The following is a 22,031-nucleotide window of genomic DNA, read 5'->3' as shown; positions in this document are numbered from 1 at the left end:
GCGTCCCCGCCGCCTCAGCAGCGCCCCAGCGCCTCAGCAGCGCCGGTGAAGGGGGTTCTAAGGTTTACCCCACAAAGCCGCAAGCGGAAAATTACATATCGGCGTATTTTTTTGCGATTTCTTATTTATAATTTTAAAATCAATGAGTTAAATAATGTCTTCAAGCGCCAAGACAGCAAGATACAGGCACGTCCTACATGGAACACCTTAGCCCAACCAGAACCTCACAATGGCAAACCACAACATCTTGGGCCAAGTTAAACCGCGGATACAATAAAGCCCGACTCGCGCCCGCGAGTCGAATCCGGTGACAGGCTTCAAAAACTCCGTTTTGCGCGTCGGTGTAGATCACTCTTTCCTCTACTTGCGCATTTCATTGGGATGCGGTCTGGTTCCCGAATGACAAGACACGATCCAATCTGGCCCACCCATGACTGAAGGTCTTTCCTATCCACTAGTACGCACCGTCGGGCTTGACGGGGCTTTGGTGACATTTGCAGACAAGATGGATGAGGCCGCAAACCGCGCGGCCTTGGCGTTTCGGGCGCAGGTGGACAGCCTTACGCTGCACGGGCTTATAGAGACATCAGCCTCTCTGGGGTCTGCATATGTGCGCTTTGACCCTCGGGTTGTTTCACATCTCGAGATCACAAGCCAACTGCAGCAAATCCTGAACCAGCAGGACTGGTATAGTGCCCCTCTGCCAAGCGGACGAAGGCTATGGCGGGTGCCGACTGTTTATGGCACGGACCTTGCCCCACAGCTGGAGGATGCCGCGCGTGTAGCCGGGTTGGACCCGGCTGAGGCTGTCCAGCGGCTAAGTCAGACACAAGTGCGGGTGCTGACCATCGGTTTTGCGCCGGGGCAACCCTATCTCGGGCCGCTGGGACCCGAATTCAACATACCGCGCTTGCAGGAGCTAACGCCCATGGTGCCCGAGGGCGCTCTCGTTCTGGCGATCTCGCAATTTGTGTTGTTCTCTGGCCCAACACCGACCGGGTGGCGGCATGTTGGGCAAACGGCGTTCCGGTGCTTTCAGCCTGACAAAGATCAAGCATTTACCCTGCGGCCCGGTGATGAGCTTCAGTTCACCTCTGTCTCTCGTGATGAGTTTGAGGCAATGCGTACCAATAAAGACGACGGCCTTGGTGGCGCAACCTGTCAGGAGATCGCCTGATGACTCTGATGGTTCACCGAATTGGACCAGCTTGTACGGTTCAGGATCAGGGGCGCATCGGCTATTTGGATCAAGGTCTCTCTCGTTCCGGAGCAGCCGATATTCTGGCACTGCATGAGGGCGCAGCCTTGCTAGGACAAAGCGCCGATCTGGCCGCGCTGGAAATGGCCGGCATGGGCGGCACGTTCGAAGCGACGCGACGCACAAGGATCGCTCTGACTGGTGCGACGATGCAGGCAAGCGTCGACGGTTCCCCGATCGTGTGGAACGCATCCCATGTTCTTGAGCAAGGGGCAATGCTGACGATCGGTGCGACCGTTCAGGGCAACTACGGCTATCTGCATTTGGAGGGCGGCCTTGAGGCCGAGCTGTTCCTCGGCTCGCGCGCGACACATCTGACAGCCAAGATCGGACGCGCCGTTGCGGTGGGCGATGTGTTACCTGCAGGGAAGAATGCGGGCGACGGCAGGATGACGCTGTCCCCCCCGGACCGGTTCAACGGCGGCACCCTTCGCGTCGTCGCCAGCTTTCAAACCGCGTTGTTCGATGATGAAACGCTGGATCGCTTTGCGCAGACAGAGTTCACGCGTGGCACGCGGGCCAACCGTATGGGGATGCAGCTGGAAAGTGACGGACCAGGCTTTGCGGCCAAAGATCAGCTCAATATCCTGTCCGAGGTGATCACGCCCGGCGACATTCAGATGACTGGCACCGGCAACCCCTTCATTCTGCTGCCCGAATGCCAGACGACCGGAGGCTACCCCCGAATTGCAACCGTCTTGCCCTGCGACATGTCCAAGGCTGCTCAGACCCCGGCCCGCAGGACGGTTCGGTTTGAATTCGTGACTCTGGAACAGGCTGTAGAGATTGATGCCGCGTTTCGCGCAGATCTTGCACGCCTTCCTAGCCGCGTTGAGCCTCTGGTCCGCGACCCTCATGACATCCCGGACCTGTTGTCCTACCAATTGATCGGCGGAGTGATCTCTGCCACCGACTAAGGAGACTATCTGATGCCGCGCGTGGATCTGAACGCCGATATGGGCGAGAGCTTTGGCCCCTGGAAGATGGGCGATGACGAAAGCCTGCTGAAGATCATTACATCCGCCAATATCGCCTGCGGGTTTCATGCAGGTGACTGGGACGTGATGGCCAAGACCATGACACTGGCCGCTGAGAATGATGTGGGCATCGGGGCGCATCCCGGCTTTCCTGACCTACAGGGATTCGGGCGGCGCAATATGAAAGTGCCCCATGGCAGCCTGCGCAATCTGGTGCGCTATCAGCTGGGCGCGGCTTTGGGTATGGCCGCAGCCACTGGCACTAATGTGCGGCATCTGAAACTGCACGGCGCTTTGGCCAATATGTGTTCGGTCGACCTCGAAATGGCGCGCGCCTGCTATCAGGGGGCGCTGGATGTCGATCCGGACATCATCATCATGGTGCTGGCGGTCACGAAACAGGAAGAGGCCGTGCGAGAGCTTGGTTGCAAATGGGTGGGCGAGATCTTCGCCGACCGGGCCTACAATGACGATGGCACCTTGGTGGACCGCAGCCTGCCCGGCGCGGTGATCCACGACCCCGAGCTTGCAGGCCCACGCATCCTGAACATGGTGCGCGAAGGGGCCATCATCACCGAATCCGGCAAACGGCTGGAGACGTCCATCGACACGATCTGCCTGCATGGGGACGGCGCAACTGCCGTGCAGATCGCCCGGTCGGTCCGGGAAAACCTGATCGAGGGCGGGGTCGAGGTGACAAAGTTCACCCGATAGACATCAGCCCGTAATCCTGGGCCCATATCCTATGGCTGTTGCCTGAATTCGGTTGAGCGCATAGCATGCCCGCAAGTGCATGTTCTGAATACCGTATTTCTAGCAACGCTATTGGCTGGCCCCGCGCTCGCCGCCAGATGCCCGGCAAGGAGGCGTACATGTCTTTCGATCTGATGTCTTACACACCCCGAGGTGACAAAAAGAACTCGGACTTCTTTCACGAATACCTGCCAATGATCTACGAGCGCAGGACCAGCTCGGGTGTCGCGGATCAGGTCGGGCCGATGCGCGCGATCGTCATCCAGGTCGAATCCACGGCGCTGTTCGATACGATGGTCGAGCTTTATGTGATGACGCCTTACCGCCACTCGGCCAGCTATCTGGGGCAGACACACAAGTTCGCGGTCCTGCATTCGCATCCCGACTATCCGGCACTGATCCTTATGGCCCCGCTGAGCGACAGTTTTGAGGACTTCATCCCGCGCATCAACCGGATGTACCCGCTGGCCCGCCCGACCCCGCAAACGCGGTACGTGGGGGAGGTCTTTGCCGCCTGCGATCTGAAAGAGCTCGGCAAAACTCTCGAAGAGCAGAACATCCGGTTTGAATATGCAGGTGATACGGAAAACCCGTTCTACACGCTGGATGGGTTTCGCTTTACCACGCCGTCGGATTTCACCTGCAACCGCGTTGGCTATTCTACCCTGGATTTCAACGACCCCGACAGTCTGGGCCTTGGCGACCGCGTTTTGCTGAGCGATACCGAGAAAGCTCGATTGGAAGAGGCTGCGGCCTTCGGCACCGACTCGAACATCGCGCCGCTGATGCTGGGGATCGACCACCTCGCCACGCGGGTTCTGGCCGGAGAGCGCGAGGACGCGATCCTCGAGTTTCTGACGATGGTGCCCTATTATTTCTGGGGGGCGTACAACATCTTCGACATGAACTCGTCTACCAATGTGAATCGCAACGCCAATGTGGATGACGACAAGAAATCTCCGGCCAAGGTGTTTACGGCAAACAACACGCCGTCCTTCGTGAACTCATTTGCCAAACTGCCAATGCCGACCGAGGATTTCGTGCGCAACTTCGGCCGCCGCCTGCATCACATGGCGGTCGAGATTCAGGATGGTGACCACAGCGCGGGCGAAAAGAACGTGGATTTCGTCGTCAATACGCTCAAAGACAAGGGTGTTCCGTTCCTCGCCCATGTGGTGGGGGAATGCAAAGACGATCCCAACCTGAAACAGATCTTCTCGAAACACTCAAAGAATACGCTGCTGATCACCGAATATATCGAACGGTGCCACCAGTACGACGGGTTCTTCACCAAAGACAACGTCGCCGCGCTGACAGCCGCCGCCGGGCAGGATGAGCAGTACGAACACGGCCATGTCTTCGATTGACCGTAGCGCATAAAAAAGGGCTGCGAAAAACCGCAGCCCAGACCCATCAGGAGAGTATAGGTCGGGTCTTATGACGGCCCGATCATAAAACAGGTGACATTGCGCGCCTGAAGACGGCGGCATGCCAGATCGGCCTGTTCGCGGGTCATGCCCTGAAAAGTGGCCTCGAACCCTTTGGAGCTTTGATTGACCTTGCGCAGCGTACCGTCCAGCGCTGTCATCTCGGACAGAGCGGTCTTCAGCAGCACCTTCTCGGCCTCATAGCGCGTGGTGTAGCGGCCAACATTCACGCCCCACAGATGCCCGCCCGAGGTGGACAGACGCGTAACAACCTCTTGTTCCGGCTCCGGTTGCTCGGCCGGTTGGGTCGAAGCCAGAACCAGATTGTCGGGCCGCAAGGCTGGACGTGTATCTGAGCTTTCGACCGGAGGCGCCGTCGGCGCGATATCCGCCTGTGCAATAGCTGCGGCAATCCCGTCCTTGATGCGGTCCCGGTTTTCATCGGCGCTGTCAACAACCGCGCTTGCAACCTGTGTCGTCGCTGTCGGACGCATCGCCGGGCGCAGGCTGGTTTTGGGTGCGCCGGTCAAACGAGCAACTTGCGTGCCACCCAAACCAGCATTGCCCGCGTAAGCGGGGCGCGCAGGGCGGCGGATCGGGGCGCGCGACGGGGCGCGGCGGAACCCGAGATCCAGCAGCTCAGCCACTTTGGCGTTCCGAGAAGCACCCGATTTGCCACCAAAGACCGTTGCGATGATACGCTCATCCTTACGCTTGGCCGAGGCCACAAGGTTGAACCCAGCGGCGCGGGTATAGCCCGTTTTGATCCCATCCGCGCCTTTATAGGCGGCCAAAAGGCGGCGGTTTGTGTTGGGAACCGTCTTGATCCCGGCATTGGTCGATTGGCGCGAGAACAGGTTGTAATACTGCGGGTAATCATACAGCAGATGCCGCCCCAGCGTGGTCATGTCACGCGCGGTAGACATATGCCCTGACTCCGTTAGGCCATGGGCGTTCTTGAAGGTTGTGCGGCTCATCCCCATTGCCTTGGCAGTGCGCGTCATGCGGCGGGCAAAGGCTGCCTCGGACCCGCTGATCGCAATCCCGATGGCGGTTGCGGCATCATTGGCCGATTTCACTGCCGCCGCGCGGATCAGGTAGCGGAACGCAATCGTCTGGCCCGAACGCAGGCCCAGCTTCGACGGAGGCTCGGCCGCTGCTGCCCGCGTGATGCGAACCTGAGTATCCAGCGTGATCTCTCCGTTCCGAACTGCCTCGAACGCGATATAGAGGGTCATCATTTTGGTCAGTGAGGCCGGGTGCAGGCGGGTATCGGCGTTGCGCGAGTGCAAAACCTCGCCCGTTCGCGCGTCGATCACCATCGCCGCGTAGGGCGCGGCCAAAGCTTTAGGCGGCGCGAAAGAAAGCACCAAAATAAACGCTGTGAGGAATACGCCCATCCGGGCCGGGACTGTCCACCGACTCTGCACGATCTTTGCCTCTGTCTGCCTCGTTCCGCCGGGTTTTCCCGGTCGGATGAAATTTATTGATTATCACCAAGGCTAACACAGGACCCCGGTAAAATAAACCAAAAGCTGGGGTTCTCCCCGCATCGTGAGAGAGCCGAACCCCTTCTATATATAGGCGAAGCCCCTAGACCGACCTACCAGATGAGCGATGATGACAAGAACAAGGCAAAGGTTGCGTGGTTTTTTCCAGAACTGCGGCCGAACGGCAACATTAGCCTAGGGCGCGCACCAGATCCAAAAGTCCGCCTAGATCCGACAGCTCTCGGAATCGGGGATGGTGAGAGGGTGTTTCGGCATGCTCGACCTCCCACACCAGCCCATGCGGGACATGAACGCCCCAGCACCCGGCGGCAATGGGCGCCACCACATCCGACCGCATTGAGTTGCCCACCATCATCGCGGTCGAGGGCCCCTCGCCATGCTGTTCGAAGATCGTCCGATAGGTCTCGGCTGTCTTTTCCGAGACGATCTCGACCCCGTCGAACAAATCCCCCAAACCCGATTGCGCCAGCTTACGCTCCTGATCAATCAGGTCGCCCTTGGTAATCAGAATGACGCGATAGGTCTCGGCCACGCCCTCAACCGCCTCGCGTGCATGAGGCAGAAGTTCGATGGGATGGGCCAGCATCTCTTGCCCCGTGTCGATCAACTGGCGGATGACCGAGGCTGGAACGCGATCTTCCGTCACCTCGATCGCCGTTTCGATCATCGACAGGACAAAGCCTTTGATTCCATAGCCGTAGTGCTGGATATTCCGCTTTTCGGCGGCCAGCAGACGCTCCATCAGGTGGTCCCGTTCTGCGTGGTCTGCCAGCAATTGGGCGAAATGGGCCTGTGTCAGTTGGAAAAAACGCTCATTGTGCCAAAGCGTGTCATCCGCATCGAAGGCGATCGTGGTCAGTTTATTGTCCATTCCGAAAGGGTCCGCTGCCTCTTTATTCTGACGGCGTCAACGTTATATAAGCCCTCAGATAAACCCAATGCCTGAATCGGACAGTTGCGCGCGATGCTGGAAAACTACTGGATGATGTCTGACAAATCGGATGACGACGACGGCGACTCGTCCGTCCTGCTGCAGACGCGACCCAAAACCAAGCGCCCTCCGCTGTATAAAGTGCTGTTGCTGAACGATGACTACACCCCGATGGAGTTTGTGGTTCATGTATTGGAGCGCTTCTTCGGCATGACCCACGCGCAGGCGTTCGAGATCATGCTGACCGTGCATAAAAAGGGCGTCGCAGTGGTGGGTGTGTTCAGCCATGAGATTGCCGAGACCAAGGTGGGTCAGGTGATGGATTTCGCGCGTCGGCATCAGCATCCGCTGCAATGCACGATGGAACGCGAAGAATAACGCAGGCCGGGTCGCCCGGAATTTACCATGTCCCCTCGTCTTGATCTTGCCCTGAACAGCGGTTTGACCCTGTCGCAACCGCTGGTCGTGATCGGCCCGACCCCCGAAGAGGACCTGTCAGCCCTGCCGCGCGAGGCGCAGGTGATTCAGCCGTTCAAACCTTTCCACGATCATTTCGCGGGTCAGGGCTTTGCCACCAAACCGGTGCTTGACGCCGCTTGCAGCGACGCGCTTGTGTTCTTGCCGCGCGCCAAGGCGCTGGCCCGGTCGCTTGTCCAGCAGGCGTGCAGTCGTACCAGCGGGACCATCGTGGTTGATGGTGCCAAAACCAACGGTATCGACAGTATTCTGAAAGACATCCGCAAACGCGTTGCCATCGAAGGCCCTATTTCCAAGGCCCATGGCAAGATCTTCTGGTTTCAGGCCGACGCCGAGGCCTTCGCCGATTGGGCAGCACCCGAGACGCAAAGCGTGGATGGCTACGTGACCGCTCCGGGTGTGTTTTCTGCCGATGGGATCGACCCGGCCTCGGCCCTTCTGGCACAGTCCTTGCCGGACAAGATCGGCCCGCGCGTGGCTGATCTGGGCGCAGGTTGGGGGTATCTGTCGGCTGGTCTATTAAATAACGACCGCCTCAAAGCCCTTCATCTGGTTGAGGCCGATCACGCCGCGCTGACCTGCGCGCAAGCAAACGTCCCCGATGCGCGTGCTCAGTTCCACTGGGCGGATGCGGTGACCTGGACCGCGCCCGAGCCGATCGATACCGTCATCATGAACCCGCCCTTTCACACCTCACGCAGTGCCGACCCGGCACTGGGGCAGGGCTTCATCAAGTCCGCCGCGAAGAACCTGACCCGCAACGGCACCCTGTGGATGGTTGCCAACCGCCACCTACCCTATGAGGCAACACTGGCCGAATCCTTCGCGCAAGTTCAGGAAGTGGCCGGTGACAATCGGTTCAAGGTGTTTCAAGCCTCTCGCCCCCGGGCCTAAGCCCGGCTAACCTGCCCCAAATCAGGAGGATTCGGATGTCCTTTTCCATAGCTGGCAAGACAGCGATTGTAACCGGCGGGGCCAACGGGATTGGGTTGGCCATAGGGCGGCATTTTGCAGATGCCGGGGCCAATGTCGTATTTGCGGATATGGATGAAAAACGTCTGGCCGAGGAATTGGGCGAGCAGGCCGATGACGGCAACATCCGCTATTTCGCAGGTGATTTGCGCGAAAAGCTGACCATCGCCAACCTGCTTTCGGCCACGCTGGATGCGTTCGATCAGGTCGACATTCTGATCAACGGCGCGCGTCAGGTGATCCCGTCCGATCCGCTGGACCCCGATGACGACTCGGTCCGGACCTTGCTGAACCAGAACCTGATGCCCGCCTTGCGCCTCAGCCAATTGGTGGCCAAGCGGATGATCAAACAATCCGGCGAGAATGAGGAAAACCCGGCGGGGTCCATCATCAACCTGTCCTCAATCGCAGCACGGCGCACCCATCCGGACCTGATGGCCTATTCAGTCTCGACCGCAGCATTGGATCAAATGACCCGCTCGCTGGCGGTTGCACTGGCCCCCAACCGTATCCGCGTGAACTCGATCGCGCTGGGGTCAGTGATGAGCGCATCGCTGCAATCAACGCTGAAAGAAAATCGCGATTTCCGCGACGACATCGAGAAACACACCCCTCTGGCCCGGATCGCCGCCCCGACCGAACTGACAGAAACAGCGCAGTTTCTGGCCTCGGACGCGGCAGGTTTCATCACTGGTCAGATCCTGACAATTGACGGCGGCCGCACCTTGCTGGACCCCGTTGCAGCCCCGGCGCATTGACCATGTTTGATACCGAAAAGACCACCGCCTCAGCCTGGTTCCGCCAATTGCGCGACGATATCGTTGCTGCTTTTGAAGCGCTGGAAGACAGCCACGACACCGGCCCGTTTGCTGACGCAACCCCCGGACGTTTCGAAGTAAAAGAAACCAAACGCCAGTCCGAGGACAGCTCGGACGCGGGCGGCGGGCTGATGTCGGTGATGCGGGGCGGGCGCGTGTTCGAAAAGGTCGGCGTCAATGTCTCAACCGTCTACGGCACGTTGGGCGAACGCGCACAGCAGGCCATGGCAGCGCGTAAGGGCATCCCCGGCATGACCGAGGACCCTCGGTTCTGGGCCTCCGGCATTTCTCTGGTCGCCCACATGCAAAACCCACATGCCCCCGCCGTTCACATGAACACGCGCATGTTCTGGACACCACATGCCTGGTGGTTCGGCGGCGGGTCAGACCTGAACCCTTGCATCGAATATGACGACGATACCGCCCACTTCCACGCGACCCAGAAGGCGCATCTGGACCCGCACGGACCAAGCCACTATCCGCGCCTTAAGGACTGGGCGGATGAGTATTTCTACATCCCCCACCGCAAACGCGCGCGCGGCGTTGGTGGTATCTTCATGGATGACTATTGCACCGATGACTGGCGGGCGGATTTCGCCCTGACGCAGGACATCGGAAAAGCCTTCCTGCCCGCGTTCCAGCCGTTGGTCGAAAAACGCCGGGTTCAGAGCTTTTCAAACGCGGACAAAGACACCCAACTGGTGCATCGGGGCCTCTATGCCGAGTACAATCTTGTCTATGACCGCGGCACCAAGTTCGGGCTTGAGACAGGCCACGATCCGGATGCGGTGCTGATGAGCTTGCCGCCCATGGCGAAATGGGTCTGAGGCTCAGAAACCAAAATCCATGAAGTTGTCAAAGCAATAGGCTTGCGCAGAGGTCGCCGACATATTCTCTCCGACCTTTCTGACCGTAATGGAATAGCCCGGATCGGTATCCGCGCCCGGAGGTGGTGTCAGTGAAAATTGCACCGTGCGAACGCCCGGCTCATAGGCGCGATAGATATAAATTCGCGTTGGGCCGGGTACGCCCAGCGTACGTATCGCGAAATCGCCGATCCCGCACCAGTAGTTCACTGGCGCCGATGATCCGATAGCCTTGACCTCATAAATGCCGCCCTCCAGCGGGGTGATCTGGGTCCGGCTTTGTGGCCCCACTCGGACACCGAAGCCGACAGCCTGCGCAAGCTGGGGTGCGAAAACAAAGGCTGAGACCGCAATGAGTTTGGCAACACGCATCATCTGAACATCCTGAAATAAACTCTGTTCCATGAGAGTAACACAATTGGAGGTTGGGTCGAGAGGGGGCTCGGCAACAGACCGCAAACACATCAAAATACTTATATGCAACTGACATGGCGGCACATATCATCATGATATTTATTGCAAGTCTGGTGTCCCCGTGAGCCAAACATTTCCAAAGGACTGGTTTGACCTCTCGCCTGAGAAATACGCCGATTTCGGAGCGATGTTCTATTTGGCGGGCCTGACTCCAACGCATCAGAAACGCAGTTTGGCGCAGGTTCTCTATGCCTTTGAAACGCCGTTGCGGCTGGGACAATACCACATCTTCCGCCAGAACGGCTTTCCCCGAGGGTTCGTAACCTTTGCTGGCCTCAGCCGTGAGGCTGAAAACAGATATGCCATTCAGGAAAAGCCCTTGAAGGATGCGGATTTCACCAGCGGGTCCTCGTTCTGGATCGTCGATCTGGTTGCGCCGTTCGGGCAGACCAATGAAATTGTCGACATTCTCAAGGCAGAAATACCACACCCTCGCGTTCGAACGAATCGTCTGGTTGGTGACATGGGCCAAAACCGGATCGTAGAATGGAGCCGGGATGCCGCGGGCGAGGTCCATATGAAGCTCTATCGTAAGAAGGATTTCAAACGTCTGCTGGAACAAGGCGAGGGCTAGCATGGTCTCGGTTCCGGTCACCGGTGATTTGACAGGGGATGTCACTGGCTCACCGCCAAACGTGGCCACTGGTCAGGTCATTCTTGGCGACACACCGGGAACATTCGACGTCAACAATTGGGCAATCGCGACCCCTCCGGCCAATGGGACGGCTACGATAGACGCGGATACCGGCGAATGGACCTACACGGTCGATCCCACCTTTTTTGACAGCCTCGACTTCAACCAGATCGCGACCGACACGTTCGTCATTCAGGGGTCTGACGGGTTTTTCTTTGGTCAGGCAACCATCACCATTTCTATTCAAGGCGTCTGTTTTACCGCCGGGACACTGATCGAAACCGAAACCGGACCAGAGGTCATCGAGGCCCTGACAGTCGGCGATCTGGTCCAGACCAAAGATAACGGGCTGCAACCCATCCGGTGGATCGAGGCCAGCCCGATCCCCCCCGAGCGATTGCGTCGTGACCCTGATCTGCGACCCGTGCGTATCCTGCGCGGCAGTCTTGGGCCCGACACACCCTCGCGCGATCTTCTGGTGTCGCAGCAACATCGCGTTATGATCCAGGGGCCTAAAGTCGAGCTGCTGTTTGGCGCCGCCGAGGTTCTGGTCGCTGCAAAACACCTGTGTTCGTGGCCGGGTATCTTCGTCGACACCTCAGACCAGCCGGTCGAGTACCTGCATATCCTGCTGGATCAGCATGAGATTCTGACCGCCGAAGGCGCATTGGCAGAGAGCCTGTTTCTGGGTGACGAAGCGCTGCATTCCCTGTCCTCAGAAGGGCTGCAGGAGCTGGCCTCGATCTTTCCCGACCGCACCCCAGAAAAATCCACCGGCTTCGGACGCGCTGCTCGCATGATCCTGCGCGAGCATGAGGCCCGTGCCTTGGCCTGACTCTAACCTGTCGGGCCGATCCGCCCACCCACATCCTGCGGCGCCAATGCAACCGTCTTGATCACCGCGTAGCATCGCACGCCCGGTTGCAAACCAAGCCCCGCGACGGAACGGCGGGTGATCCGCGCCAGAACGATACCTGCCGACGTATCCATCGAGATGATCGCACCCGGCCCGTCCCCGGCGCGGATCGTCTCGACCGTGCCCGCCAGAACGTTCAAGGCCGACAGCCCCGCAGGGGGTTGGTTGGACAAGATCACCTCTTGCGCGGGGATACGAATGCGAAGCTCTGCGCCGATCTGATGCGGGATACGCGGCAAAAACAGAGACTCTCCACCCGCGTCCAACTCGGTCAAACCGTCCTGGTGATGCGCCCGCACACGCACCTGCAGCACCGCGCCAACCGCGCGCACACCTGCAGGTGTCACGGACGGATCGGCCAGCACTTCAGAGGCCGGACCATGGCGCGCCACCTTACCATCCTGCAGCGCAACAACCGAGGTCGCCAACCGCGCAACCTCAGCCGCGGAATGCGTGACATAGAGAATTGGAACCGAGACCTCATCCCGAAGACGCTCAAAGTAAGGCAGGATCTCGGCCTTCCGGCCTTCATCCAACGCAGCCAGTGGTTCGTCAGCCAGAATTAAGCGTGGGCTGGCCAGCAAGGCGCGTCCTATCGCGACCCGCTGCTTCTCCCCCCCGGACAAACCAGCCGGACGACGGTCGAGCAAGTGACCAATGCCCAGCATCTCGATCACTTTGTCCGGGTCCTCACGCTTTGCAGACCGCGGTGCAAACCAGCGTCCGAAAGACAGGTTCTGGCGCACGGTCAGGTGAGGGAACAGACGTCCTTCCTGAAAGATATAGCCGAGCTTGCGTTTGTGCGGCGGCAGCCAAAGCTTAGTATCCGTGTCGAAAAGGACCCAATCATCCACGGCGACGCGCCCGGCCTCGGGTCGCAACAAACCCGCCACGGCATTCACCACCGTAGTCTTACCCGACCCCGAACGTCCGAACAGAACCGTCACACCCGGCGGAGCCTCAAAGTTGAGGTCCAGATCCAGCCCAGCAAGGCTGTGGCGCAGACGAACAGACAGGCTCATGACCCGGCCACCCGCGCCGCCGCACGGCGCCCGACGTATTCTGACAACAATAACGCCCCCATCGCGATGATGATCGAGATGACGACCAATCGGGTCGCCGCCGCCTCACCCCCCGGCACCTGCAGGAAGGCGTAGACGGCTGATGGCAGTGTTTGGGTCTGGCCCGGAATGTTCGAGACAAAGGTGATCGTGGCCCCAAACTCGCCCATCGCCTTTGCAAAGGCCAGAATGGCCCCCGCGATGACCCCCGGAAGGATCATTGGCAATGTCACCGTCGCAAACACCCAAGGGCGTGAAGCCCCCAGCGTAGCCCCCGCCTGTTCAAGCCGAGGGTCAACGGCCTCGATCGACAGACGGATGGCCCGCACCATCAAAGGGAACGCCATGATCCCTGCTGCCATCGCAGCACCCGTCCACCGGAAAGCAACAACGATCCCGAACTCGGCCAAAAAGCGTCCGACCGGACCCTGAACACCAAAGGTCAGCAGCAGCAGGTAACCGGTTACCACGGGCGGTAAGATCAGGGGCAAATGCACGAGACCATTCAACACCTGCCGTCCCGGAAAGCGCCAGCGCGCCAAAGCATAAGCCACGAACATCCCAAAGGGCAAAGTCGCCAGCGTTGCCCAGAACGACACCCGCAGGGACAATTTCAACGCCTCAATCTCGGCAGGGCCTAACCAATTCATAAGGCTCACCGTTCAGGCAGAGAGAAACCCTGCCCCTTGAACACATCTGACGCGAATTCGCTCTGGAGAAACGTCAGAAAATCCTGCGCCTCGGGCTTGGCAAAAGACGTCTCGGCGACCGGGTAAATGACGGGCGGGTGACTGTCCTCTGGGAGGCCGCCAACAATACCAACCCGCGCGTCAGCCTGAGCGTCCGTCCGGTAGACAACGCCCATCGGTGCCGCCCCGGTTGCGACCAAAGCCAGTGCCGCTCGAACATTGTCGGTTTGCGCGACCTGACGCTGCACCGCGTCCCACAGGCCAAGGCTCTGCAACGCGGCCTTTCCGTAGATTCCTGCGGGGACGGCATCGACCAACGCCATGGCAAGAAAGCCACCCTCAAGATGTTCGGCCAAATCATAACCCGCCGAGACCTCGCCAATATGCGTCTGGGGTGCGGCTCCGATCAGAACCAACCCATTGCCCAAGAGGGCGACTCGGGTTTCGGGCTTGATTACGTCATCCTTCTGCAACACATCCATCCAATCCTCATTCGCTGAAATGAACAGATCAGCCGGAGCGCCTTGCTGCAACTGACGCGCAAGAACCGAGGACGCGGCATATGAAATCGTGACATCGTTGCCGGTTTCGCGCTGATACGCGGTCGAAACCTCGTCCAAAGCAGTCTTCAGACTGGCCGCCGCAAACACCAAAATCCCATCTGCCCCGGCCCGAAGCGGAGCCAGCAAAAACGCGCCAAGCGCCAGCGCTGCCACAAGAAAACGGCAAGGGGAGTGTCGGGCCATGTCCTCTCCGGCCTGAGGGGTTTCGGTCCCTTCTGGGGATATCGGAGGCAACAGGCCCCGCGCAAGCGCCTTTCCGACTTTGCCTTCAATCGGGTGTGCAGTGATGCCTTTGGCGGTACAGACAGCCATAGCTGACGCGCCACCCGAAGAAAGGTAAGAAATTCGCGCAAACCCTCTTGCACCCGCCCTCAGGCTTGGCTACATGCACCGTCACGGGTGATTAGCTCAGTTGGTAGAGCGCTTCGTTTACACCGAAGATGTCGGGAGTTCGAGTCTCTCATCACCCACCATCCTAACCTTTTGTTATTAAAGAAAAGCCTTGCAAATAAGGGCGCTTGCCCATTTCTAGGTTACAACTTTGGTTACAAAAGGTGCTCCCATGGCAGGCAAAGTTCGTCACCTGATCAATCGTTCCGGCAGGTATCACGCTCGTGTTGTGGTGCCTAAAGACTTACGTGGAATCATCGGCAAGACCGAACTGCGCATCCCATTGGGTGGTGATCGCCGCGAAGCTCTCAAGCTTTTGCCGGGCGCTGTCACGCAGATTCAACACCAGATTGCGGTTGCTGAGCAGAAAGCGAACCCAAACCAACAACGCAACAGCCCTGCCCGCTTTCCGCTGGCACCAGACCAGATCGCACACAGCCACTATCAGCAGCGCATGGCATTTGACGATCAGCTCCGAAACGATCCGCGCTACTCCGCGGTTGGAATTGATGACCTACTTGTTCAGCGGCTCCGCAATGCCATCGCCGGGAACGCGAACGATGCAGAGTTGGGTGAACTGGTCGGCGCACAGATCGAACGCTTCCGGGCTGCTGGCAACCTTGATGCAACACCGGGCAGCACGGAATGGCGAACCATTGCCCGTGCCCTATGCCAAGCTGAGCTGGAAGCTCTTGCGCGCAGCGCTGAACGCGACGAAGGCGATTTTGCCGGCACACCCACTGCACCAATCATTGTGGACGCTCAGCCCCCAGGAAACGCCTCTGCGCCTGTCAGTATCAAACAGCTCTGGAAAGACTACGTCGCGCACCGGCAGCAAGCCGGGTTCATGAAGTCTGGCACTGGCCGCCAGCAGCCGGTTATTGATAGGCTCATCAAATATCTGAAACACGACGATGCCACACGGGTTACCAAAAAAGACCTGCTGGCTTGGCGTGACCACTTGATGGATGATCTTTCCGCCAAGACCGTAAGCGATGTGTATCTCTCAACCATCCGTTCGCTTTTCTCGTGGGCAGTGGAAAACGATATCCTACCGGACAACCCCGCCGCCAGCGTTCGGCAAGCAAAACCTAAGAAGCAACACACTCGTGAACGCGGCTATGTGGACGCCGAAGCAAACAAGGTTTTGAAAGCAAGCCGGAACTATCAGCCAAACGAGGATGAGCGCGGCTACGTCAGGGAAAAATCGCATTTGATCGCCGCCAAGCGTTGGACACCTATCATATGTGCCTTCACTGGTGCGCGCGTCTCAGAGATTACCCAGCTCCGCAAAGAGGACGTGCGCAAAGTTGACGGGCAATGGTTCATTCGGATCACGCCTGACGCCGGTTCTGTCAAAACAGGTGGATATCGTGACGCACCTCTGCATCCTCAGATCATAGATGAAGGTTTCATTGACTTTGTTGACGCCGGAAATCCCGGCCCAATGTTTCACGGCGGCACAAAACAAGAGGACTATTCGCGCAAGGCAAAGCGTATCGCTAATCAAGTGGCCGCTTGGCTGAGCAAGTCCGGCCTAACACCAGAAGGTTTGCTGCCCAACCACGCTTGGCGACACCGGCTCAAAACGCAGTGCCGCGAACTTGGTATCTCAGATCGCGTTGTTGATGCCATCCAAGGTCACGCCGGGAAAACGGCAGGCGACGACTATGGCGACGTCACTCTGAAAACCAAGACCGACGCAATCAACAAACTACCTTTTTACGATCTGAGCTAACGCTCTATGGGCAAGCGTATATGTCGGCTTGAACAACAGTGATTTCTGGCGAGGTGGAGGTTGAAGAAACTACAAATGAATTACCACCTCGCTGGAACGTCGCGTTCCTGACTTTGTTGTAAGCGCTTTGAACGTCACCGGCCTCATCAAGCCCTAAGCTTTCTGACGCTGTAACGGGTCCGATAAATGAACACGATGCGGTCATGCCCGGCGTGATTTGCCTCACACGTTCGGCACCGGGAACCAGTTCGGTCGAACACCCAATCAAGACTGTCGCTGTAGTTAAGAGCACAATTCTGTTTTTCATAATTCCCTGTCCTTAATAGCTTTTCAGAGAATTTCATTCCAATCGGCAAGCTAGTCAACACTCCAGTTTTCCAACTTCCCTCGTCAATTTAGTTGCATACGTAACTTTTTTCTTTAACCACGATTCACAGTGTGGTATTTTTGTCACACTACTCTTTTCAAGTGGATCGCATGGCCCTTACCAAAATAAAAAAAGCAATCGGATTCGGCGTCGAAGAAAAGTCGCTATCCCTGACTGACCCTGACGTGTTTCCCATTTTCGCGGTAGCGCCAACAGCTTCCGGCGTGTCGGTTGGCCCCAGCAACGCCATGCGTGTTCCAGCCGTGAATTGCGCGGTGTCGCTGATCTCGGAAACCATCGGCGCACTACCCGTCAAACTGTATGATCGCGCATCCAAAGATACCCTGATAGATCATCCGGCCTATCGGCTGGTGCATGGGCGCGTGAACCCTTGGACAAGCGCAGCCAAACTACGCGAACAACTGACTATTGACGCCCTGCTACATGGTGCCGGTCATGCTCAGGTAGTTCGCCTTTCTGATGACACGCCGTATGAGCTGCACCGGCTGGAACCGGGTAAGGTCCAACGAGATCAGGAACCCGACGGCGAACCGTTCTTTCGCGTTTTCACCGATGCCAGGCAAGTTCGGCTTTCTTACCGTGACGTGCTGCGCGTTGAGGCCGTTGGTGGCGTAGCTCCGATCACTCTTGGCTGTGAAGCAATAGCGCTTGCGCAGAGCCTTGAGAACCATATGGCAACGTCACTCAAGAACGGCGCGCGTGTCTCGGGTGTCACTACATCACCCAAAACAATGCCCATCGAAGCGATCAAGAAGTTCATTAAGGAATGGGTGTTCCAGCACAACGGAATGAACAACGGTGGCGTCGCTGTATTGGACGAAGGTAGGCAATATCAGCCGATAGCCATGACACTGGCAGACGCCCAGTTTGCCGAAAACCGTCTCGAACAGATCAACGAAATCGCCCGTGTATTCCGTGTGCCGCCAACTATGCTTTTCGAGTTATCGCGCGGCACTTGGTCAAACACCGAAGAAATGTTCCGCCAATTCCACACTGTCACGCTCAAGCCGTGGCTGAAGGATTGGACAGACGCATACGCGCAATGCCTACTGACGCCCGAAGAACAGGGTGACTTCTACTTTGAAGCTGTCACCGACGATCTGCTGACCACAGACACCGCAGCTCGTGCCACCGCTTACGGCCAGTATCGTAGCATGGGCGCTTTGACCTCAAACGAGGTGCGCGCTGGCCTCAATCTACCGCCCCGTGAAGGCGGTGACGAGCTGAGCAACCCCTACACAACGACCCAGAAGGAACAGGCTGAATGAAACTGATCCACACCGCCTTTTTCGGCGATGGCGAATACACGTTCGCCCTGACCGATGACATGATCACCGAGCTTGAGCGTATAGCCGATCTTGGTATCGGTGCGTTCTACATGCGCGCTGTGAACATGCAGTTCAAATTGGCCGATCTGATCGAGATTATCCGGCTTGGCCTGATCGGGGGCGGCACCAAACCGGAACGTGCAACACAACTCACAAATACCTACGCCCGGAACACTCCGATTGATGATCTGTATCCGCTCGCGTTGGACGTGCTGGATGCGCGCTGGGGCGGTAAACCTGACACAACCGATGCGGCCCAATCAGGCGACTTGTCGGCAGCTCTGAATGAGGTTGCCGCATGACCGACCGTATTGAGATCAAAGCCGCTCTATCCGTCACAGACGCAGGCGAGATCACCGGCATTGCATGGCCCTTTGGCTCTGCTGACCGGGTTGGCGACGTCATCGAAAAAGGCGCGCTCACATCCCCTAAAAACCTGCCGATGCTGTTTGCCCATGATCAGGACCAAGTCATCGGCGTTTGGGATCAGATCACCGAAACCGAAGAAGGCTTGATCGTCAAAGGTCAACTGCTGGTGGATGACGTTGAGCGCGCCCGTGAAGTGCGCGCCATGATCCGCAGCAAGGCAGTTTCAGGCCTGTCTATCGGCTTTGTCACCAAGCAGCACAAACGACACGCCAAAGGCCGCACCATCACGGCTGCTGACCTGCACGAAATCTCTGTTGTCGCCGTCCCATGTCATCCGGGCGCACAGATCACGTCCATCAAATCGGATGACCCCCTGACCCCCTCTATGGAGACCCCAAAATTGGAAAACGAAGAAATCGAGATCGAACCGAAAGCCGCAACCCCGGCCAACGATACGCCTCAAGTGCCCCAGATCGACACCAAGGCATTCGACAAGATCAACGCCCGCCTGGACGAACTGGAAGCCAAAGGCAAACGCCCCCGGATCACCGGCCCGGCAAACCCTTTAATTGGCAATACAGAAGTCAAAGCATTCACAGACTTCCTGCGCACCGGCGATGCTACCGAAGTCAAATCCCTGTCCTATGGCAGCGGCACCGGCGGCGTTCTGGCACCTGAAACTGTCAGCAAGACCATTCTGGAAAAGGTTGCTGAGTTCTCGCCTGTTCGTGGCGTGGCTCAAACTATCCAGATGAACGGTCCGTTGCTGCAATTGCCGCGTCTGGTCAATGAAGTCACAGTTGGCGAAGTCGCGGAAGGTGCCGCGAAAGGTGAAAGCGAACCGAGCTTCGAACAGATCGACGTGAAGCCCTTTGAAATGGGTGTTATTGTTCCGGTCACCAAAATCCTGCTGGAAGACGCGCACATTGACCTGTCGGCCTATCTGGGCGGTCATATTGCGCGCCGTTTCGGTCAGAAAGAGGCGTCGTGGTTCGTCAACGGCAACGGCACCACTCAGGCTGAAGGTGTTCTGGTGTCGTCTGAGGTTGCGAACAATGAAATTGCCGCAATCAACGCCGACGCATTGATCGACCATTACTACTCGGTCAAAACGACCTATGCGGCCAGCGGCGTGTGGCTGATGAACCGCAAGACTATGGCTCTTGTGCGCAAGCTGAAGGACGCTGACGGCCAGTATCTGTGGCAAAGTTCGATTGCCGCCGGTCAGCCCGCTACCCTACTGGGCCGCCCTGTCTATGAGGCTGTGGACATGCCCGACCCTACTGCCGGTGAAACCCCCATTGTGTTCGGCGACTTCGCGTCCGGTTACGCGGTTGCAGATCGCACCGGGTTCGAAATCATCCGTGACGAACTGACTGGCGCTGCGACCGGCATGGTTAAGTTCGTGGCGCGTCGCCGCGTTGGTGGCCGGGTGGTCATGGGTGAAGCCCTATCGAAGCTGTCGCTGGCAGCCTAACCCAATCCATGAAACATCCATGAAACCGCAGCTCGCATATGACGCAATCGCGTTGGAATACGGAGGTCACACTGTATTCCTGCGCCCGTCTTTGCGGGCTGCCATACATCTTGAAGGGCTACACGGAGGCTTCCCTGAGCTGCTACGCAAGCTTGAGGAATACGAAACATACACAGTCTGGCAGATCATCACTGCTGGGGCTGGAAAGAGCGCCGCTGACACACTGTTTGCTGATATGGCAACCAAACCCCTGTCCGGGTTTGTTGATGCCACACACGCCGCCCTATTCGAGTTCCTGACTGCCTTACTACCCATTCATGACGATGATCGAACAAAGGGTAGCTCAAACGGTCCCAGTCTAGCTTGGGTCGATCTGTTCAAGCATCTCTACGGCTATGCAACCGGCTGGATGGGTTGGCCGCCTGAGACCGCTTGGAACGCCACGCCCCAAGAAATAACTGACGCCTTTGAAGCCCACATGAGCAAGCTCATGGCTATCCACGGCGCACCCAAAGAAGAAGAACAAGGCCCGACCGAGGAACAACGCCAAGCGAACTTTGAAAACGGCCTTGATCCTGAGTTTGACCGTGCCGGGCTGGAAAGCCTGCGCGCACTCAGTGCCTATCGTGAAGGGCAAATGATCTGATGCCCCGCCCGCCTCATCTCTGCACGTGCGGCAACATTGTTCCGCATGGTGAGCGCTGCGCCTGTCAGATCGCGCGCACCCGCGCCCGGAACAAACGCTATGACGCGAACCGCCCCACTGCATCAGCACGTGGCTATGGTAGCAAATGGCGCAAAGCCCGCGATGCATTCCTAAAGATCAATGATCGCTGCGCATGGCCCGGCTGTGGAGCCAAGGCCACGCTTGTTGACCACATAATCCCCCATCGCGGCGACATGCGCCTGTTCTGGGATCAATCCAACTGGCAACCACTCTGCACGTCCTGTCACAGCCGCCACAAGCAACGGCAGGAGCAACATGGCTAATGCAACGAGATAGTTCAAATGTAGGAAGAGCCGCTGTAGAGGTCTGGTTGCTGAGCAAAAGAAAAGCCGTGCTCTCGGTTTGTCTGGCAGTTCTTGTAATACTGATCACCGGTAACAAAACTAATCAGCTTATCTTTGTTCATACATACAGGGCAAACGTAGTGAATCGGTTGCCCGTCGGCTCGGTCTTGGCGAAGGCGAAGAACCAGATCACCCAATGTAGTTTCGAAAAGCTCATACCGTGCCTTCTGCTTCTCAAACTCATCTTGCTTTTGAAGCTCTTGGCTGAGCGTTTTCAACTGTTTACTAAGTTCGAGGTTCATAATGTTCGCGCTTGTAAGCTCGCTCGCCAAATTGCCCAAAAGCTTAGCCGCTTCACCACTGTCCTGCGGATCGCCACTGTTTACCAAGCCCTTGATCTTTTCAGCCAACGCGACGGCATTGGTTGTCGCGCCCGTTGCAGTGGACACCAAGCCAATCGCTGCGCCAATCGTAGTCAAATCCAAATGCGTTGTTCCTTCTTAGGTCACTTACTGTTTCGCCCGGTAAGAGCACTTGTGCTGCGACCCAGTATGGTGGGCAGCACATGAGCTACAACCCCGAAAAATCACTGTGGCAGGAAGTCTTGCTGCGTGTCGTCGATGACGCACTGAATGGCCCCATTGGCATCACTGGACCAGAAAACAAGATGGGTGAAATCAGAGTGGCCAGACGCTACCTCACACAACCCAATCAGTATCTTGATACCGTCTGCGCTTTGGCAGGTTTTGACATGGCATTTGTTATGGATCGAATGCGCAAGCTGATCGCAGATGCGCCGTCCCCTGAAGAACTGGCGACCAACAGGAAATCCAGTCGCGCTGCAATGACCAAGCGCCCGCGTATCGCCGCCGACAATCGCACATGCCACACGCCCAAAAGACCGGGGGTGGGTTCGAACTTTGGGGCCTTTGAGGGGACCGGCGTGGGGACCTCCGCGCAAGACACGTCGAAAATAACTTTTTCAATAGAGAACTAGGTGCGC

24 protein-coding genes, 1 tRNA gene and 1 pseudogene are annotated in these 22,031 nt (G+C 57.8%); 19 read left to right on the top strand and 7 right to left on the bottom strand.

What is annotated here, in order from left to right:
- The 5 genes from ACR0IP_RS20955 to ACR0IP_RS20935 form a co-directional block, all read left to right on the top strand.
- A partial coding sequence (locus ACR0IP_RS20955; protein WP_480527753.1) for a hypothetical protein occupies window positions 1-261 on the top strand: 261 nt, incomplete at its 5' end.
- Window positions 262-430: 169 nt separating this feature from the next.
- Window positions 431-1,177, top strand: a complete 747-nt coding sequence (locus tag ACR0IP_RS20950) for a 5-oxoprolinase subunit B family protein (protein ID WP_480527751.1) — start codon at window positions 431-433, stop codon at window positions 1,175-1,177.
- Complete coding sequence (locus tag ACR0IP_RS20945; protein WP_480527749.1) at window positions 1,177-2,175, top strand: 5-oxoprolinase subunit C family protein; 999 nt, start codon at window positions 1,177-1,179, stop codon at window positions 2,173-2,175. Before ACR0IP_RS20950 ends, ACR0IP_RS20945 begins: the two co-directional genes overlap by 1 nt.
- Window positions 2,176-2,187: 12 nt before the next feature.
- Window positions 2,188-2,949, top strand: coding sequence for a 5-oxoprolinase subunit PxpA (locus ACR0IP_RS20940; protein ID WP_170378710.1), 762 nt, complete (start codon window positions 2,188-2,190; stop codon window positions 2,947-2,949).
- 158 nt (window positions 2,950-3,107) lie between these two features.
- Complete coding sequence (locus ACR0IP_RS20935; RefSeq protein WP_480527747.1) at window positions 3,108-4,355, top strand: hypothetical protein; 1,248 nt, start codon at window positions 3,108-3,110, stop codon at window positions 4,353-4,355.
- A 68-nt stretch (window positions 4,356-4,423) separates the two neighbouring features.
- Here ACR0IP_RS20935 and ACR0IP_RS20930 read toward each other — a convergent pair whose 3' ends face one another.
- The gene (locus tag ACR0IP_RS20930; protein WP_480527757.1) at window positions 4,424-5,815 is read right to left on the bottom strand and encodes a D-alanyl-D-alanine carboxypeptidase family protein; all 1,392 of its coding nucleotides are present in this window, start codon (window positions 5,813-5,815) and stop codon (window positions 4,424-4,426) included.
- A 280-nt stretch (window positions 5,816-6,095) separates the two neighbouring features.
- Window positions 6,096-6,797: an HAD family hydrolase gene (locus ACR0IP_RS20925; RefSeq protein WP_480527745.1), complete on the bottom strand. Its 702-nt coding sequence runs from the start codon at window positions 6,795-6,797 to the stop codon at window positions 6,096-6,098.
- 93 nt (window positions 6,798-6,890) lie between these two features.
- Between ACR0IP_RS20925 and clpS the strand changes: the two genes are divergently transcribed.
- From clpS to hemF, 4 genes are read left to right on the top strand one after another with little or no spacing between them, the layout of a single operon-like run.
- Window positions 6,891-7,235, top strand: a complete 345-nt coding sequence (clpS, locus tag ACR0IP_RS20920) for an ATP-dependent Clp protease adapter ClpS (protein ID WP_475220502.1) — start codon at window positions 6,891-6,893, stop codon at window positions 7,233-7,235.
- A 27-nt stretch (window positions 7,236-7,262) separates the two neighbouring features.
- Complete coding sequence (locus tag ACR0IP_RS20915) at window positions 7,263-8,228, top strand: class I SAM-dependent methyltransferase (RefSeq protein ID WP_480527742.1); 966 nt, start codon at window positions 7,263-7,265, stop codon at window positions 8,226-8,228.
- Window positions 8,229-8,263: 35 nt separating this feature from the next.
- Window positions 8,264-9,064, top strand: coding sequence for an SDR family NAD(P)-dependent oxidoreductase (locus ACR0IP_RS20910; protein WP_480527740.1), 801 nt, complete (start codon window positions 8,264-8,266; stop codon window positions 9,062-9,064).
- A gap of 2 nt (window positions 9,065-9,066) precedes the next feature.
- Complete coding sequence (hemF, locus tag ACR0IP_RS20905; RefSeq protein WP_480527738.1) at window positions 9,067-9,951, top strand: oxygen-dependent coproporphyrinogen oxidase; 885 nt, start codon at window positions 9,067-9,069, stop codon at window positions 9,949-9,951.
- A 3-nt stretch (window positions 9,952-9,954) separates the two neighbouring features.
- On the opposite strand, the gene ACR0IP_RS20900 is transcribed toward hemF, so the two are convergent.
- On the bottom strand, window positions 9,955-10,365 hold the full coding sequence (locus ACR0IP_RS20900) for a hypothetical protein (protein ID WP_480527736.1): 411 nt from the start codon (window positions 10,363-10,365) through the stop codon (window positions 9,955-9,957).
- 160 nt (window positions 10,366-10,525) lie between these two features.
- On the opposite strand from ACR0IP_RS20900, the gene ACR0IP_RS20895 reads away from it, so the two are divergent.
- Both ACR0IP_RS20895 and ACR0IP_RS20890 read left to right on the top strand, forming a co-directional pair.
- Window positions 10,526-11,038 (top strand): toxin-activating lysine-acyltransferase, encoded by a 513-nt coding sequence (locus tag ACR0IP_RS20895; protein WP_170642854.1) that lies wholly within the window; start codon window positions 10,526-10,528, stop codon window positions 11,036-11,038.
- A 1-nt stretch (window position 11,039) separates the two neighbouring features.
- A pseudogene (locus tag ACR0IP_RS20890) lies at window positions 11,040-11,777 on the top strand (Hint domain-containing protein); the annotation flags it as partial.
- A gap of 158 nt (window positions 11,778-11,935) precedes the next feature.
- Here the strand turns inward: ACR0IP_RS20890 and modC are convergent.
- The 3 genes from modC to modA are packed head-to-tail and all read right to left on the bottom strand — an operon-like array spanning window position 11,936 to window position 14,510.
- Entirely contained in the window at window positions 11,936-13,036 is a 1,101-nt protein-coding gene (modC, locus tag ACR0IP_RS20885; RefSeq protein WP_480527734.1) for a molybdenum ABC transporter ATP-binding protein, read from the bottom strand.
- Window positions 13,033-13,725: a molybdate ABC transporter permease subunit gene (modB, locus tag ACR0IP_RS20880; RefSeq protein ID WP_480527732.1), complete on the bottom strand. Its 693-nt coding sequence runs from the start codon at window positions 13,723-13,725 to the stop codon at window positions 13,033-13,035. Before modB ends, modC begins: the two co-directional genes overlap by 4 nt.
- 5 nt (window positions 13,726-13,730) lie before the next feature.
- Entirely contained in the window at window positions 13,731-14,510 is a 780-nt protein-coding gene (gene modA / locus ACR0IP_RS20875) for a molybdate ABC transporter substrate-binding protein (RefSeq protein WP_480527755.1), read from the bottom strand.
- Between the two features lie 214 nt (window positions 14,511-14,724).
- Here modA and ACR0IP_RS20870 point away from each other — a divergent pair.
- From ACR0IP_RS20870 to ACR0IP_RS20840, 7 genes are all read left to right on the top strand, one after another.
- Window positions 14,725-14,800: transfer RNA gene (locus tag ACR0IP_RS20870), tRNA-Val, on the top strand.
- An 89-nt stretch (window positions 14,801-14,889) separates the two neighbouring features.
- A complete protein-coding gene (locus tag ACR0IP_RS20865) occupies window positions 14,890-16,455 on the top strand; it encodes a DUF6538 domain-containing protein (RefSeq protein WP_480527730.1) in 1,566 nt (521 codons plus the stop codon).
- A 477-nt stretch (window positions 16,456-16,932) separates the two neighbouring features.
- Window positions 16,933-18,111, top strand: a complete 1,179-nt coding sequence (locus tag ACR0IP_RS20860; RefSeq protein WP_480527729.1) for a phage portal protein — start codon at window positions 16,933-16,935, stop codon at window positions 18,109-18,111.
- Window positions 18,108-18,473 carry a gene transfer agent family protein gene (locus ACR0IP_RS20855; RefSeq protein ID WP_480527727.1) on the top strand — a complete coding sequence of 122 codons (366 nt, stop codon included), beginning with the start codon at window positions 18,108-18,110 and terminating at the stop codon, window positions 18,471-18,473. Before ACR0IP_RS20860 ends, ACR0IP_RS20855 begins: the two co-directional genes overlap by 4 nt.
- Window positions 18,470-20,017 carry a phage major capsid protein gene (locus ACR0IP_RS20850; RefSeq protein ID WP_480527726.1) on the top strand — a complete coding sequence of 516 codons (1,548 nt, stop codon included), beginning with the start codon at window positions 18,470-18,472 and terminating at the stop codon, window positions 20,015-20,017. The genes ACR0IP_RS20855 and ACR0IP_RS20850 overlap by 4 nt, the downstream gene beginning before the upstream one ends.
- 19 nt (window positions 20,018-20,036) lie before the next feature.
- Entirely contained in the window at window positions 20,037-20,663 is a 627-nt protein-coding gene (locus tag ACR0IP_RS20845) for a hypothetical protein (RefSeq protein WP_480527724.1), read from the top strand.
- Window positions 20,663-21,007 (top strand): HNH endonuclease signature motif containing protein, encoded by a 345-nt coding sequence (locus tag ACR0IP_RS20840; RefSeq protein ID WP_480527722.1) that lies wholly within the window; start codon window positions 20,663-20,665, stop codon window positions 21,005-21,007. The genes ACR0IP_RS20845 and ACR0IP_RS20840 overlap by 1 nt, the downstream gene beginning before the upstream one ends.
- Window positions 21,008-21,021: 14 nt before the next feature.
- On the opposite strand, the gene ACR0IP_RS20835 is transcribed toward ACR0IP_RS20840, so the two are convergent.
- Window positions 21,022-21,513: a hypothetical protein gene (locus ACR0IP_RS20835; protein WP_480527721.1), complete on the bottom strand. Its 492-nt coding sequence runs from the start codon at window positions 21,511-21,513 to the stop codon at window positions 21,022-21,024.
- 80 nt (window positions 21,514-21,593) lie between these two features.
- On the opposite strand from ACR0IP_RS20835, the gene ACR0IP_RS20830 reads away from it, so the two are divergent.
- On the top strand, window positions 21,594-22,025 hold the full coding sequence (locus ACR0IP_RS20830; protein ID WP_480527720.1) for a hypothetical protein: 432 nt from the start codon (window positions 21,594-21,596) through the stop codon (window positions 22,023-22,025).
- Window positions 22,026-22,031 lie beyond the last annotated feature (6 nt).

It is taken from the genome of Ruegeria sp. AL11 (genome assembly GCF_056540865.1).
The sequence above is the reverse complement of the archived record's forward strand: the minus strand, read 5'-3'. Positions and strand labels throughout refer to the sequence as shown.